This window comes from Rhodococcus sp. MEB064 (assembly GCF_000834565.1).
In the GTDB taxonomy this organism is placed as follows: domain Bacteria; phylum Actinomycetota; class Actinomycetes; order Mycobacteriales; family Mycobacteriaceae; genus Rhodococcoides.
This window is the reverse complement of the sequence record NZ_JXQS01000003.1, coordinates 25,132-39,163: the sequence shown is the minus strand read 5'-3', so window position 1 is coordinate 39,163 and position 14,032 is coordinate 25,132. Positions and strand designations below refer to the sequence as shown.

The following is a 14,032-nucleotide window of genomic DNA, read 5'->3' as shown; positions in this document are numbered from 1 at the left end:
GTCCATTGCTCGTCTGTCGGGTTACGCGCTCTTGTCGCGACGCTCCGGACGGTCGGGCTTGCGCGGCACGATGGTCGGGAGAACGTTGTCGACGACGGTCTCGGCGGTCACCACGACCTTCGCCACGTCGTCCCGGCTGGGGATGTCGAACATGACCGGGTTGAGCACTTCTTCCATGATGGCGCGCAGTCCACGGGCACCGGTGCCGCGGTGGATGGCCTGCTCGGCCATCGCATCGAGGGCGTCGGGGGTGAACTCGAGCTCCACACCGTCCATGTCGAACAGACGCGTGTACTGCTTGACCAGCGCGTTCTTCGGCTCGGACAGGATGGTGACCAAGGATTCCTTGTCCAGGTGCGTCACCGACGCGACGACGGGGAGGCGTCCGATGAACTCCGGGATCAGACCGAACTTGATCAGATCCTCGGGCATGACGTCCGCGAAGTGATCCTGCGTGTCGATCTCGGCCTTGGACCGCACCTCGGCACCGAAGCCGAGGCCGCGCTTGCCGATGCGATCCGACACGATCTTCTCGAGACCGGCGAACGCGCCGGCGACGATGAAGAGCACGTTGGTGGTGTCGATCTGGATGAACTCCTGGTGCGGGTGCTTGCGGCCGCCCTGCGGAGGAACGCTGGCCTGCGTCCCCTCGAGGATCTTCAGCAGCGCCTGCTGCACACCTTCGCCCGACACATCGCGGGTGATCGACGGGTTCTCGCTCTTGCGGGCGATCTTGTCGACCTCGTCGATGTAGATGATGCCGGTCTCGGCACGCTTGACGTCGTAGTCCGCGGCCTGGATGAGCTTGAGGAGGATGTTCTCGACGTCCTCACCGACGTAGCCGGCCTCGGTCAGCGCGGTGGCGTCGGCAATGGCGAACGGCACGTTCAGCATCTTGGCCAGGGTCTGCGCGAGGTAGGTCTTGCCGCAGCCGGTGGGTCCGAGCATGAGGATGTTCGACTTCGCGAGCTCGACGGTCTCACCACGTGAGTCCCGCGCCTTGTCGCCGGCCTGGATCCGCTTGTAGTGGTTGTAGACCGCGACGGCCAGACGACGCTTCGCCGTGTCCTGACCGATGACGTAGTTCTCGAGGAAGTCCCGGATCTCGGCGGGCTTGGGAAGCTCGTCGAGCTTCACCTCGCTCGACTCGGCCAGTTCTTCCTCGATGATCTCGTTGCACAGATCGATGCATTCGTCACAGATGTAGACGCCTGGTCCGGCAATGAGCTTCTTGACCTGCTTCTGACTCTTTCCGCAGAAAGAGCACTTGAGCAAGTCGCCACCGTCACCGATGCGTGCCATGTGCGTTAGTCCTCACTTGTGGATCGTGAAATCTCTGCTGCGACCGTACCCGCCTTCGGAGCGGGAGGTCGACTTCTGGCGCATCCAGACAGGCCCATGTCGACGGGCGTCGCACGCCCCCGACGTGGGTGAATCGATGCAGTTCAGGTGGCGCAGAACCGGCTGAGCCGCCGCGACCGACCCGGAATGGTCGGGCGTGTCGCGGCGGCTCCGGCGCAAAGCGCATCACTTACGAGCGGAAAGCTTCCGGTACTCGAAGACGGTATCGATGATGCCGTATTCCTTGGCCTCTTCCGCGGTGAGGATCTTGTCGCGGTCGGTGTCCTTGCGGACGACATCGGGGTCCTTGCCGGTGTGGCGACCGAGGGTGGTCTCCATCAGGCGACGCATCCGCTCGATCTCCGCGGCCTGGATCTCGAGGTCCGACACCTGGCCCTGCACGCCGCCGGTGGACGGCTGGTGAATCAGGACGCGGGCGTTCGGCAGTGCCGCACGCTTGCCGGGTGCACCGGCAGCGAGCAGGACCGCGGCGGCCGACGCGGCCTGGCCGAGGCAGACCGTCGCCACGTCGGCGCGGACGTACTGCATCGTGTCGTAGATAGCCATCAGCGAGGTGAACGAGCCACCGGGCGAGTTGATGTACATCGTGATGTCGCGGTCGGGGTCCAGACCCTCGAGGACAAGGAGCTGAGCCATCACATCGTTGGCCGACGCGTCGTCGACCTGGACGCCGAGGAAGATGATGCGCTCCTCGAACAGCTTGTTGTACGGGTTGGACTCCTTGACGCCGTAGCTCGAGTGCTCGACGAACGACGGGAGGATGTAGCGGGAATCAGGGCCGGCAGGCGAGCTGGAACCGGGAAGCGAACGGGGATCGAAGAGCTGTGACATCAGTACTCCAGGTGTGAGGGTGAAGTGATCGGGCGGCGCGAGACCATCTCCGATCAGTTGTCGGCTCCGCTGGTGCCGCCGGCCTGCGTGGCGCGGGAGATGACGTGGTCGACCATCCCGTACTCGAGTGCCTGCTGCGCCGTGAACCACCGGTCGCGGTCCGAGTCCTCGGTGACCTGATCGAACGTCTGTCCGGTGTGCTGGGCGATGAGTTCGGCCATCTCACGCTTGGTGAGTGCGAACTGCTGCGCCATGATCGCGATGTCCGCTGCGCTGCCGCCGATTCCGGCGGACGGCTGGTGCATCATGATGCGCGCGTGCGGCAGGGCGTAGCGCTTGCCCTTGGTGCCCGCGGTGAGCAGGAACTGACCCATCGAGGCCGCGAGGCCCATCGCGTAGGTGGCGACGTCGCACTCGGCGAAGTTCATCGTGTCGTAGATGGCCATACCGGCGGACACGGAACCACCGGGCGAGTTGATGTAGAGCGCGATGTCGCGGGTGGGATCCTCGGCGGAGAGCAGCAGGATCTGCGCGCACAGCTTGTTGGCGATGTCGTCGTCGACCTGCGTGCCGAGGAAGATGATGCGCTCACGGAGCAGTCGCTCGTAGACGGAGTCGCTGAGGTTGAGTCCGGCGGTCGCGGACGTCATGACCGGAGCGGTCACACTCGACCCTGCCGTATTCGGGTTGGTCACCGGGTTCGTGGTGGTCACGGTACCTGCCTTCTCGTTCTCGGTTATGTCTCGCTCGAACGCTCGAGTTCTCTGTCATCGACACTAACGAAGGACGGCGGCCCCGGAGTCCCGGAACCGCCGTCGTTCGCTGTGAGCGTTACGTCTGCTGTTCGCCCGCAGCCGAATCGTCGGCCGCGGTGATCTCGTCGGACGCCTCGGCGGCGTCGTCGTCCGGATCGCCGAACAGTTCCTTCGTGTCGACGCCGGCGCCGGAGGTGTCGGTGACCGACACCCGGTCGACGACGGCGGCGAGGGCCTTGCTGCGACGGATGTCGGCGAACAGGGCCGGCAGCTGGTTGGCCTGCTGCACCTGCTGGATGAACTCCTCCGGTGCGATGCCGTAGCGCTGCGCCTGGAAGACGATGTTCTGGGTCAGCTCTTCCTGTCCGACCTGGACCGACTCGGCGTCGGCGATCGTGTCGAGCAGGAGCTGCGTGCGGACCGACTTCTCGGCGCTCTCACGGGCGTTCGTGTCGAACTCCTCGCGGGAGGAGCCGGCTGCCTCGAGTTGCTGCGCCAGCTTGTCCTCGTCGTGATCGAGAGGATGGATGGCGTCGTGCACGGCCGAGTCGATCTCCGCCTTGACGAAAGCCTCGGGCACGGGAACCTCGACGGTCTCGAGGAGAGCCTCGAGCACCTTGTCGCGGATCTGTCCGGCCTGCTCGACCTTCTTGACGCGTGCGACGCGCTCACGGAGGTCGGCCATCAGCTCGTCGAACGTGTCGAACTGGCTGGCGAGCTGCGCGAACTCGTCGTCGGGCTCGGGGAGCTCGCGCTCCTTGACCGACTTGACGGTGACGGTGACCAGCGACTCCTGGCCGGCATGATCGCCCGCGAGGAGTGTGGTGGTGAACTCCTTCGACTCCCCCGTCGACAGTCCGACGATGGCGTCGTCGAGGCCCTCGATGAGCTGGCCGGATCCGACCTCGTGCGACAGGCCCTCGGTCGACGCCTCGGGAACGTCGTTCCCGTCGACGGTCGCGGACAGGTCGATGGACACGAAGTCACCGGTCTGCGCGGCGCGCTCGACGCCGGTGAGGGTGCCGAAACGCTGACGCAGCGACAGCAGCTGCTCGTCGACGGCGTCGTCGGTGATCTCGACCGGGTCGACGGTCACGGTCAGGGACGAGAAGTCCGGGAGCGTGATCTCGGGGCGGACGTCGACCTCGGCGGTGAAGACGATTTCTTCGCCGTCCTCGAGCTTGGTGATCTCGATGTCCGGCTGACCGAGCGGCTTGAGCTCTGTGGAGCTCAGCGCGTCGTTGTACTTGGCCGGCAACGCGTCGTTGACCACCTGGTTGAGGACGTTCGCGCGTCCGACCCGAGCCTCGAGAAGCTTCGCCGGCGCCTTGCCGGGACGGAACCCGGGGAGACGGATCTGCTGTGCGAGCGTCTTGTAGGCGCGGTCGAAATCAGGCTTGAGCTCCTCGAAGGGCACCTCAACGTTGATACGGACTCGCGTCGGGCTCAGTTGCTCGACGGTGCTCTTCACGGACGTGCTCCTTCATCTGTTCGACTGCAATTACATCTGTACGAATGATCCGACTGTGCATGACGTCGGACTCTGTGACGCCGTCATGTGTCGGGATGACAGGATTCGAACCTGCGACCCTCCGCTCCCAAAGCGGATGCGCTACCAAGCTGCGCCACATCCCGTTTTTCTTCCCACCACGCCCGTACGCGAAGTCGCCGACTCGCGACACAGCGGATGGACGTGCGACGACGATCCTACGGCGACGCCGCACCGCGCACGACGGCGGGCCGATTTCCGAATCGGCCGCTGGGTTCGGTACAGTTCCTCAACGCAGGCGGCAGGGGCTGGCGATCCCAGCGCCGCCGCATGCATGCGGGCGTAGCTCAATGGTAGAGCCTCAGTCTTCCAAACTGATTACGCGGGTTCGATTCCCGTCGCCCGCTCCACGGATACGACGAAGCCCCCCGGAGATCCTTCTCCGGGGGGCTTTTTCGTGTCGGGGGTTCGTCCGCGGTCGCTGTCAGCCGACGTGCGAGAGCGCACTGTCGAGCGCAGACGATTCGCGCTGTGCCGCCACCAACGACACCGCCTCGATGATCGAGCTCCGCACCACGATGGGTGAGCAGACACCCAGCAGTTCGAGCGGGCGACGAACCGCGGGATCGGTGGCGACGAGCACCATCGGACGGCTCGCCAGCGACGATGCGGCGCCGAGCAGCAGCACGGCCGCCGCGCTGCCGAGGAACGTGACATCGGACAGGTCCAGCACGACGTCGTCGTGGCCGCGCGATGCCACCCGAGCGAGGACGTCGCGCAGCTCCGGCGTGGTGCTCATGTCGATCTCGCCGGCGATGGACACGACGGCGACGTCGCCCCGCCGGTACTCCAGGACGGACAGATCGGCATCGTCGAACGAGTCGTGGGTGTCGGTTCCGAGTGCGTTCATGTGGTGCTCTCCCGTTCGTGTGTGCCGGTCCGTTGCGTCCTCCGGCGTCCTCAGTAGATTCGCCCGCCAGAGTGTCGAGGCTGCGAGCAGAGCATCACGATCCGATAACGGATTCGACACCGCTCGGTAACGTCTCGCGGATTCGGTGTCGCGGCCGGCTCGACACCGTTCCACCGATCGCGAACATGCCGACCGAAACGTGCCGCCGACGCGTCCGGAACGGGAACACTGCGGTCGGACGGTGTCGCACCCGCGTCACCGCCCTCGACATCTTGCGGAGGTTTGTCATGCACGAGTCCCGTCCCGTCCTGGTGGGCATCGACGGTTCGACCGCGGCTCTCGACGCGGTGCGGTGGGCGGTACGTGTCGCCGTCGACCGTGGTGCACCGCTGGTACTCACCTCGGCCGTCTCGGCGTCCGCGTTCGCCGATGTGGACGACACCACGAGCGATGCCGTGCAGCGAATTCTCGACGACGCGACGTCCGTCGCTCGGGACGCCGCCGGCGATCGTCCGCTGACGGTGTCGTCGGAATCTCACCACGGCACTCCGGCCGGAGTTCTGGTCGAACGCTCGGCGGACGCCTCGCTGATCGTCGTGGGCACGCGAGGTCTCGGTGAGTTCACCGGCGGACTCTCCGGATCGGTCAGCACTGCCGTCGCGACTCACGCGGACTGCGCCGTCACGGTCGTGCCGACGACGACGTCGAACACCTCGGGACCCGTGGTGGTCGGTGTGGACGGGACCGACAACAGCGTTCCGGCCGTGCGATTCGCGTACGACATCGCGTCGTCACGCGGGGTGGGGTTGGTGGCGGTGCACGCCTGGAGCGACGTGGACATCCCCGGCGAGCACCACGACGCGTGGACGCACACGTCCGCGAACGAGTCGGCAGCGCTGGCCGAGACACTCGCCGGATGGGCCGACGACTATCCCGATGTCGAGGTGCAACGCGTCGTCGTCCAGGACCGGCCGGTCCGCGAGCTGGTGTCCCGTGCAGCCGATGCGAGCCTCGTCGTGGTCGGACGCCGCGGCCGCGGAGGATTCAGGTCGCTGCTGCTGGGATCGACCAGCAGAGCGCTCCTGCACTCCGTCGACGTTCCGGTGACCGTGGTGCCGTCACCCTCCTGACGCTTCCGGTCACTGGTAGACGTCGGGAATGCCGTCGCCGTCGGCGTCGAGTCGTTCCTTCTGCTCGATGGCGCGATAGACACGGTTGCGTCGTCGGAGGACGACAGAGGCCAGGGCCGCCGCGATCACGGACCCGGTCAGAACGCCGACCTTGACGTGGTCTTCGCGTAGGGAACCCTCCCCGTACGCCAGGTCCCCGATCAGCAACGAGACGGTGAACCCGATGCCGGCCAGCATCGACACGCCCAGGACGTCGAGCCACGACAGGTCCGAGTCGAGGCGCGCCTTGGTGAAGCGGGACAGCATGGCCGTCGTGCCGAAGATGCCGATGGTCTTCCCGACCACCAGCGCCAGGACGATGCCGACAGCGACCGGATCGGACAGCGCGTCGACGAAACCGCTGAACCCACCGACGGTCACGCCTGCGGCGAAGAACGCGAACAGAGGCACGGCCACACCGGCCGACACCGGACGGATCCGGTGCTCGAAGTGCTCGGCCAGACCCGGCCCGGCATCCGGGCCCCCGGCGGCCGCGCTTCGCAGGACCGGCACCGTGAAGCCGAGGAGGACGCCGGCGACGGTGGCATGGATGCCGGATTCGTGCATCAGGACCCAGGTCACGGCAGCCAGTGGCAGCAACACCCACCACGAGCGGATGCGTCGCTGGACACAGACGCCGAAGAGCGCCAGCGGGACCGCTGCGCCGAGCAGTGCGGCGACGTTGATGTCGTCGGTGTAGAACACGGCGATGACGGTGACGGCCAACAGGTCGTCCACGACGGCGAGGGTGAGCAGGAAGGTCCGCAGCGCCGCCGGAAGGTGCGTGCTGATGACGGCGAGCACGGCGACCGCGAACGCGATGTCGGTGGCCGTCGGGATGGCCCATCCCGACAGAGCCCCGTCGCCGGTGTTCGCATTCACGAGGACGAATATCAGTGCGGGAACAGCCATTCCGCCGACGGCCGCGGCGATGGGGAGCGCTGCGCGACGAGGGTCCCTCAGATCACCCGCGACGAATTCACGCTTGAGCTCGAGCCCCACGACGAAGAAGAAGATGGCGAGCAACCCGTCGGCGGCCCAGGTGCCGAGCGTCAGATCGAGGTGCAGGGCGGACGGCCCGACAGTCGTGTTCTTCAGGGTGTCGTAGCCGGCGGACCACGCGGAATTGGACCACACCAACGCGATGGCCGTCGCCAGGAGAAGCAGCGCTCCGCCGACCGTCTCCTTGCGCAGGATGTCGGAGACGCGCGAGGTCTCTCGCCACGATCCGCGGGAGAAAAGTGAGGTACGGGAGTCGGTCATCGGCGGCGTCCTTCGTGTCGATCGAGGACGTGACCGGGCTCGGGCACGTCGAATCCACTGCCGACCAGACTTCCCGGCGCACCGGCGATCACCCTACCCGTCGCTCGCGGACGGCCTAAGCTGCACGTCGGGATCGCGCGTCGGAGCGGATCTCGGGACCGGAAGGGGCAACCGTGCGTCGAGGGCGGCAGAGATCGTGACCACGGGTCACGCATCCCCGCCCGAGAGAGGCCGCGGCATCGCCGAGATACCGGCTGGGCTCACCGTGCGATCGGTCTACCAACCCGTCGTCGACCTCTCCACCCGCGCACTCGTCGGCTACGAAGCGCTCGCACGCGGACCGGCGGGCACGGAGTGGGAGTCGCCGGCGCGGCTGTTCGAATCGGCGCGGGCCTACGGAACGGTCGGCCAGCTCGACTGGATGTGCCGCATCAGCGCACTCCGCGGCGCCCTCGAGGCGCGGCTTCCGCCCAGCCTCCAATTGTTCGTCAACATGGAGCCCAGCGCGATGAACATCGCGGTTCCCCCGGGAGGTGCCGACGTCCTCGCCGCCGCGTCCCGACTGTCGATCGTCGTCGAGATCACCGAACGCGATCTGCTCACCGACCCCGCCGCGCTTCTCGACGCCGTCGAACGGGTCCGAGACCGCCGATGGCTGATCGCCGTGGACGACGTCGGAGCCGAGACGGCCAGCCTCGCCCTGCTGCCGTTCATCCGGCCCGACATCATCAAGCTCGACATGTCCTTCACCCAGCAACGAGCGACGCAGGACACCGCTCGCGTGCTGGCCGCGGTCGCGGCCGAATCCGACCGCACCGGCGCGGTCGTCCTGGCAGAGGGAATCGAGACCGAGGCCCACCTGCTGCTCGCCCGCGAGATGGGGGCAGCGCTCGGACAGGGATGGCTCTTCGGCGCACCGGCAGAGCTTCCGCTCTACGAGCCGTCCTCCGCCGCGGCACCACCGGCGGTCGATTCACCTCTGGCAGTCGGCGTCACCCACCGGATGCCCCTGGCGACAACCCCGTTCGGACTGGTCGCCGCCGGGGGCGGCACACGGCGCGGACGGGTGTCGCTGATCGGCACGATGATCGAACAGTTCGCTCTCGATGCGACCGCCACCGGTCCGTCGACGATCGTGCTGGCCACGGTTCCGCACCTGTACGAGGTGGACCAGGACCAGATGGACCGAGCGGTGACGCTCGCGTCGTCCGGCGCGTTGGTCGCCCTGTTCGGTCGCGACGGCAACGTGACCACGGCACTGGGGGTCCCCGGGCTGCACGGGATGAGCGTCGACGAGTCCGACCCGCTGTCCAAGGAACTGTCCGTCATCGTCGTCAGTCCACACTTCACCGCGGCGGTGATCAGTGTGCAGGTGCCCCTCGACGATGCCGGGGATGCCGATGCCGACGACCCGCTGTTCGACTACCGCCTCACCTACGACAGGAATCTCGTCCTCGACGCGGCGACCCTGCTCCTCCGGCGGACGACGCCCATTCCGACCGAGCCGGGGTCCGGACCGCTGCCCGTGTTCGGTTCGCGTCATAGCGGGTAGTCCTCTGCTGTGACTGCAACGATGACCGACTCCGATCTGTCCGCTCACGATCTGTCCGGGCTCCCGACGCCCCGCGGCCCCCTGTCGTCGGCAATCCTGTCGGTCCTGGTGACTCCCCCGTCGGCGACGACGTCGATCTCGGTGTCGGTGACCGACACGGACGCCTACAGCGACGACCTGCACCTGGCGCTGTACCTCTGCTACGAGCTGCACTACCGCGGCCTCCCCGGTGTCGACGACGCATGGGAATGGAACCCGGAACTCCTGCGAGTCCGCGCCGAGATGGAACGTGTGTTCCTCGACCACGTTCGTGCGCACGTCGAGTCCGACGGATCCGTCGAGGCCGAGATGGACACACTCTCGACCGAGCACGTCGACGGCTCCGGGCCGTCGTACCACCTCCGCGACGTCGGCACCCGCGAGCAGATGCAGGAGTACCTCGCCCACCGCTCGCTGTACCACTTGAAGGAGGCCGACCCGCACGCGTGGACCATTCCCCGCCTGCAGGGGCAGGCCAAGGCGTCCTACGTGGCGGTGGAGTTCGACGAGTTCGGCGGCGGCCGGGGTCAGCGGATGCATCAGCGCCTCTTCCAGGGGCTGATGGCCGCCGCGGGTCTCGACGACTCGTACCTCGGCTACCTCGATCGCGTGGGCGCCCCGACGCTGGCGCCGGTGAACCTGATGTCGATGTTCGGTCTGCACCGTTCCCTGCGCGGCGCGTCGGTGGGCCATCTGGCCTCCACCGAGATCACGTCGTCGCCGGGTTCGCAGCGGCTGGTCAAAGCGCTTCAGCGCCTCGACTTCCCGAGCGAGTGCATTGCGTTCTACGCCGAACACGTCGAAGCGGACGCCGTACACGAACAGGTCATGCGACACGACGTCGTGGGCGACCTCGTCGCCCGTGAGCCGCATCTCGAAGCCGACGTGGTGTTCGGCATGAGGGCCCTCGACTACGTCGAGAACGTGCTCGCGGACCACCTCATGTCGGCGTGGCAGGACGGCCGCAGCACTCTTCGCCCGGCGCGCTGAGCACTCGGCCGCTCGGCGGACACTCCGTACACTGACACCATGGAACCCCTGCTGTTGGTCGTCGTGGTCATCGCACTGGTGGTCGGCATCGTCGTCGTCACCCAGCGCAAGTCCGGTCAGCGTGAGGTGGCGTCACTCGACGACGCGAAAGCCGATGCCCGGCAGGCCATCGAACGCCTGGGCGGGCAGGTCTACAACCTGGTCGGGTCCGATTCCGCGTCGAAGCAAGCGCTGGCCGACGCGTCCGAGCGGTACACCGCAGCCGGCTCGCAGATCGATCAGGCGCAGTCCCCTACCCAGGCCCGGCTCGCGAAACAGACGGCGCTGGAGGGTCTTTACTACATCCGTGCCGCGCGGCTGGCCATGGGCATGGATCCCGGCCCCGAGGTTCCCACCATCGACGGCCAGAAGTCGGCGGGCGAGGTGACCGAGGAACGCACCGTCGACTTCGAGGGGCGCCCGGTGACGGCCAGCCCCGGCCCGTCCGATCGCACCCCCAACTACTACCCGGGTGGCCGCGTCGCCGGTCGTCCCGTCCCTGCCGGCTGGTATTCCGAGCCGTGGTGGAAGCCCGCGCTCGTCGCCGGCGCGTGGGGAATGGGGTCGATGTTCCTGTTCTCGGCGATGTTCTCCGGCATGTCCGGCGTGGGATACGACGAGAACAACTTCGCCAGCGGCGAGGGTGACGGCTCCGACGGTGGTGGCGACTACGGCGACGGTGGTGGCGATTCCGGCGACATGGGCGACGGCGGTGGCGATTACAGCGACGGCGGCGGTAGCGACTTCGGCGGTAGTGACTTCGGCGGTAGTGACTTCGGCGGCGGCGACTTCGGCGGCGGGTTCTAGCCCTAGCTCGCCTGGCAGGTCGGGCACCAGAAGAGGTTGCGGCCCTTCATGTCCGCAGTGAGGATCGTGGTTCCGCAGATCAGGCACGCCTGGCCGTTGCGCTTGTAGACGTAGGAGCGCGGCCGGCCGGGACCGCGTGAGCCGGCCCCGGAGTCGTGCTCCTTGTCCAGCGTGATGATCCGGCCGCGGCGGACACCGACCTTCATCAGCTCCACCAGGTCCGACCACATCGGTTCCCACTCCTCACGGTCCAGCTTCTTGCCGGGGCGGAAGGGGTCGATGCGGTGACGGAACAACAGTTCGGCGCGGTAGACGTTGCCGATTCCGGCGATGACGTCCTGTTCCATCAACAAGGCGCCGACGGCCATGGCCGACTTGTGGATTCGGTGGAACGCCTTGTCCGGATCAGACTCCTTGCGCAGCGGGTCCGGGCCCAGGCGGGCGATCAGAGCGTCGACCTGTGTGTCGTCGAAGATCTCACATCGCGTCGGCCCGCGGAGGTCGGTGCCGTACTCCTCACCGACCATCCGCATACGGACCTGACCGACCGGCTCGTTCATCGGCACCGACTGCTCCCCGAACTTCCCGTACAGGCCCAGGTGCACGTGGACGATCGCACCGTTGTCGTATCGGTGGAGCAGATGCTTTCCCCACGCGTCCGCCCGCTTCAGGACATGCCCGGAGACCCACTCGGAGCCGTCCACGAAACGGCCCTGCGGACTGGAGACCTCGATGGCCTGTCCGCCGAAGCGCTTCTGGTGCAAGCGCGCCAGACGATGAAGAGTGTGCCCCTCGGGCATGGGTTGTCCCTGACTGTCGAGCCGACCTGACTGCCTTATTCGGAGCCGGCACCGGCCTCGGGCGCACCGGGCACGGCCGGTGCGTCACCGGTGCGCTCGTACTCGGACAGGATGTCGATGCGGCGCTGGTGGCGCTCTTCGTTCGACCATTCGGTCGCAAGGAACGCGTCGACGATGGCCAGAGCCTCCGGAAGAGTGTGCATGCGGCCACCGATACCGATGAGCTGGGCCTTGTTGTGCTGACGCGCCAACTGGGCGGTCTCGACGCTCCACGCGAGAGCGCACCGAGCGCCGGGCACCTTGTTCGCGGCGATCTGCTCGCCGTTACCGGATCCTCCGAGCACCAGGCCCAGGCTCTCGGGGTCGGCGACGGTGCGGCGGGCGGCCTCGATGCAGAACGCGGGGTAGTCGTCGACGGCGTCGTAGGTGTACGCGCCGCAGTCGATCGGCTCGTGACCTGTTTCCCGCAGGTGGTCGATGATCTGATTCTTGAATTCGAAGCCGGCGTGATCGGCACCCAGGTATACGCGCATGGCTAGAGTTTGACAGGTGTCCTCCCCCGACTCGACGTCAGCGTGCGAGGTGGGGCCGGTCGCCGGTGTCGACGGCGCCGCCGGCCGTTGGGTCGTGGCCGTTCTCGACGGCACCCACCTGTCGACGACGCTGGTGGACACCGTGTCGGACGTCCTGGTTCTGACCGCCGACTGCGCGGCTGTCGGCGTCGACATGCCTCTCGCGATTCCCGACGCCGGCGTCCGCGCGAGCGAGACGGCGGTGCGCACGTTCCTCGGCCCGGCGCGGTCGTCACTCTTCCCCACCCCGGTCCGTGACGCGGTGTATGCGCCGTCGTGGGAAGAGGCGTGCGTGATCGCCCGTGTGCGCACCGGCAAGGCGATCAGCAAGCAGTCGTGGTTTCTCACCGCCTACATCCGCGCGTGGGAGGACGCCGCACCCGATCCGAGCCGGGTGGTCGAAGTGCACCCCGAGTCGTCGTTCCGAGCGCTGGCACCGACGGTCACGTTCACGTCGAAGAAGCGCGCCCGCGGCGTCGCCCAGCGCATCGCGGCGCTGTCGGCGGTCGTCGGCACGGTGGAGTTGCTCGACAGCGTGCGCTCACTGGCCGACGGCCCGGCGATGGACGACGTTCTCGACGCGGTCGCCGCAGCGTGGTCGGCACGGCGCTGGCTCACCGGCGAGGCCGTCGTGTTCGGTGACGGATCGGTCGATGCCGGCGGCCGCCCCGATCGCATCGTCGTCTGAGAAGAGACGACTCACCCCCGCCGGGGAGTCCCGACGGGGGTGGCGTGAGGGATCAGTCGAACTGAGGATCCTCGTCGCGGGACCTCTTGAGCTCGAAGAAGTGCGGGTACGACGCGAAGATCACCGATGCGTCCCACAGCTTTCCGGCTTCCTCGCCTCGGGGGATGCGGGAGAGCACGGGCCCGAAGAATGCGACGCCGTTGATGTGGATCGTCGGGGTGCCGACGTCCTTGCCCACCTTGTCCATTCCCTCGTGGTGGCTCTTGCGCAGGGCTGCGTCGTGATCGGTGGAGAGTGCGGCGTCGGCGAGGGACGCAGGGAGATCGAGGGCTGCCAACGACTTCTCGATGACGTCGGTGAAGTCCTTGTTGCCCTCGTTGTGGATCCGCGTGCCCATCTCGGTGTAGAGCGACGGGAGGATCTCGTCGCCCTTCTCCTCCGCCGCGGCGATGGCGACCCGCACCGGGCCCCACGCCTTCTTCATCATCTCCACGTACTCGTCGGGGAGATCGCGTCCCTCGTTGAGGACGGACAGGCTCATGACATGGAACTTGGTCTCGATGTCGCGGACCTTCTCCACCTCGAGAATCCAGCGCGAGGTGATCCAGCACCACGGGCAGAGGGGGTCGAACCAGAAATCGGCCACGTCCTTGGAATCGCTCACGTCGGTCCTTTCGTCGAAAATGCGTCACGGTGGGTGCGCGCGTCGTGCCGCCCGCTCCCGACACACCTGTTCTACCCCCACGTCGCCGTCGGCGTCATGATG

14 protein-coding genes and 2 tRNA genes are annotated in these 14,032 nt (G+C 67.2%); 6 read left to right on the top strand and 10 right to left on the bottom strand.

Annotated features, from left to right (window positions below; genetic code table 11):
- Positions 1–21: 21 nt before the first annotated feature.
- From clpX to RU01_RS01615, 5 genes are all read right to left on the bottom strand, one after another.
- A complete protein-coding gene (clpX, locus tag RU01_RS01635) occupies positions 22–1,302 on the bottom strand; it encodes an ATP-dependent Clp protease ATP-binding subunit ClpX (RefSeq protein ID WP_042572767.1) in 1,281 nt (426 codons plus the stop codon).
- 225 nt (positions 1,303–1,527) lie between these two features.
- Positions 1,528–2,193 carry an ATP-dependent Clp protease proteolytic subunit gene (locus RU01_RS01630; RefSeq protein WP_042572766.1) on the bottom strand — a complete coding sequence of 222 codons (666 nt, stop codon included), beginning with the start codon at positions 2,191–2,193 and terminating at the stop codon, positions 1,528–1,530.
- Positions 2,194–2,246: 53 nt separating this feature from the next.
- A complete protein-coding gene (locus RU01_RS01625) occupies positions 2,247–2,843 on the bottom strand; it encodes an ATP-dependent Clp protease proteolytic subunit (RefSeq protein ID WP_042572871.1) in 597 nt (198 codons plus the stop codon).
- Positions 2,844–3,024: 181 nt separating this feature from the next.
- The gene (tig, locus tag RU01_RS01620; RefSeq protein ID WP_042572765.1) at positions 3,025–4,419 is read right to left on the bottom strand and encodes a trigger factor; all 1,395 of its coding nucleotides are present in this window, start codon (positions 4,417–4,419) and stop codon (positions 3,025–3,027) included.
- 90 nt (positions 4,420–4,509) lie between these two features.
- Positions 4,510–4,583 (bottom strand) — tRNA-Pro (locus RU01_RS01615).
- Between the two features lie 190 nt (positions 4,584–4,773).
- Here RU01_RS01615 and RU01_RS01610 point away from each other — a divergent pair.
- A tRNA-Gly gene (locus RU01_RS01610) sits at positions 4,774–4,847 on the top strand.
- A 74-nt stretch (positions 4,848–4,921) separates the two neighbouring features.
- On the opposite strand, the gene RU01_RS01605 is transcribed toward RU01_RS01610, so the two are convergent.
- Positions 4,922–5,347, bottom strand: coding sequence for an STAS domain-containing protein (locus RU01_RS01605; protein WP_052493067.1), 426 nt, complete (start codon positions 5,345–5,347; stop codon positions 4,922–4,924).
- A 287-nt stretch (positions 5,348–5,634) separates the two neighbouring features.
- Here RU01_RS01605 and RU01_RS01595 point away from each other — a divergent pair, with 287 nt between their 5' ends.
- Positions 5,635–6,477: a universal stress protein gene (locus RU01_RS01595; RefSeq protein WP_042572763.1), complete on the top strand. Its 843-nt coding sequence runs from the start codon at positions 5,635–5,637 to the stop codon at positions 6,475–6,477.
- 9 nt (positions 6,478–6,486) lie between these two features.
- Here RU01_RS01595 and nhaA read toward each other — a convergent pair whose 3' ends face one another.
- The gene (gene nhaA / locus RU01_RS01590) at positions 6,487–7,779 is read right to left on the bottom strand and encodes a Na+/H+ antiporter NhaA (protein WP_042572762.1); all 1,293 of its coding nucleotides are present in this window, start codon (positions 7,777–7,779) and stop codon (positions 6,487–6,489) included.
- A 196-nt stretch (positions 7,780–7,975) separates the two neighbouring features.
- On the opposite strand from nhaA, the gene RU01_RS01585 reads away from it, so the two are divergent.
- From RU01_RS01585 to RU01_RS01575, 3 genes are read left to right on the top strand one after another with little or no spacing between them, the layout of a single operon-like run.
- Positions 7,976–9,331: an EAL domain-containing protein gene (locus tag RU01_RS01585; RefSeq protein WP_052493066.1), complete on the top strand. Its 1,356-nt coding sequence runs from the start codon at positions 7,976–7,978 to the stop codon at positions 9,329–9,331.
- Between the two features lie 21 nt (positions 9,332–9,352).
- Positions 9,353–10,360, top strand: a complete 1,008-nt coding sequence (locus RU01_RS01580) for an iron-containing redox enzyme family protein (protein ID WP_042572868.1) — start codon at positions 9,353–9,355, stop codon at positions 10,358–10,360.
- A 39-nt stretch (positions 10,361–10,399) separates the two neighbouring features.
- Positions 10,400–11,206: a hypothetical protein gene (locus tag RU01_RS01575; protein ID WP_042572761.1), complete on the top strand. Its 807-nt coding sequence runs from the start codon at positions 10,400–10,402 to the stop codon at positions 11,204–11,206.
- 2 nt (positions 11,207–11,208) lie between these two features.
- Here the strand turns inward: RU01_RS01575 and RU01_RS01570 are convergent, their stop codons facing one another.
- Entirely contained in the window at positions 11,209–12,006 is a 798-nt protein-coding gene (locus tag RU01_RS01570) for an Fpg/Nei family DNA glycosylase (protein ID WP_042572760.1), read from the bottom strand.
- Positions 12,007–12,041: 35 nt separating this feature from the next.
- Complete coding sequence (locus RU01_RS01565) at positions 12,042–12,539, bottom strand: ribose-5-phosphate isomerase (RefSeq protein WP_042572759.1); 498 nt, start codon at positions 12,537–12,539, stop codon at positions 12,042–12,044.
- Positions 12,540–12,555: 16 nt separating this feature from the next.
- Between RU01_RS01565 and RU01_RS01560 the strand changes: the two genes are divergently transcribed.
- The gene (locus tag RU01_RS01560; RefSeq protein ID WP_231568558.1) at positions 12,556–13,266 is read left to right on the top strand and encodes a DUF429 domain-containing protein; all 711 of its coding nucleotides are present in this window, start codon (positions 12,556–12,558) and stop codon (positions 13,264–13,266) included.
- A 52-nt stretch (positions 13,267–13,318) separates the two neighbouring features.
- Here the strand turns inward: RU01_RS01560 and RU01_RS01555 are convergent, their stop codons facing one another.
- A complete protein-coding gene (locus RU01_RS01555) occupies positions 13,319–13,930 on the bottom strand; it encodes a mycothiol-dependent nitroreductase Rv2466c family protein (RefSeq protein WP_042572758.1) in 612 nt (203 codons plus the stop codon).
- Positions 13,931–14,032: the final 102 nt, after the last annotated feature.

Excerpts from the sequence above, each read along its gene's own strand:
- RU01_RS01580 (WP_042572868.1), top strand. The coding sequence starts at position 9,353 with ATGACCGACTCCGATCTGTCCGCTCACGATCTGTCCGGGCTCCCGACG.
- RU01_RS01630 (WP_042572766.1), bottom strand. The coding sequence starts at position 2,193 with ATGTCACAGCTCTTCGATCCCCGTTCGCTTCCCGGTTCCAGCTCGCCT.
- RU01_RS01565 (WP_042572759.1), bottom strand. The coding sequence starts at position 12,539 with ATGCGCGTATACCTGGGTGCCGATCACGCCGGCTTCGAATTCAAGAAT.
- RU01_RS01625 (WP_042572871.1), bottom strand. The coding sequence starts at position 2,843 with ATGACGTCCGCGACCGCCGGACTCAACCTCAGCGACTCCGTCTACGAG.
- RU01_RS01605 (WP_052493067.1), bottom strand. The coding sequence starts at position 5,347 with ATGAACGCACTCGGAACCGACACCCACGACTCGTTCGACGATGCCGAT.
- RU01_RS01595 (WP_042572763.1), top strand. The coding sequence starts at position 5,635 with ATGCACGAGTCCCGTCCCGTCCTGGTGGGCATCGACGGTTCGACCGCG.
- RU01_RS01575 (WP_042572761.1), top strand. The coding sequence starts at position 10,400 with ATGGAACCCCTGCTGTTGGTCGTCGTGGTCATCGCACTGGTGGTCGGC.
- RU01_RS01570 (WP_042572760.1), bottom strand. The coding sequence starts at position 12,006 with ATGCCCGAGGGGCACACTCTTCATCGTCTGGCGCGCTTGCACCAGAAG.
- clpX (WP_042572767.1), bottom strand. The coding sequence starts at position 1,302 with ATGGCACGCATCGGTGACGGTGGCGACTTGCTCAAGTGCTCTTTCTGC.
- nhaA (WP_042572762.1), bottom strand. The coding sequence starts at position 7,779 with ATGACCGACTCCCGTACCTCACTTTTCTCCCGCGGATCGTGGCGAGAG.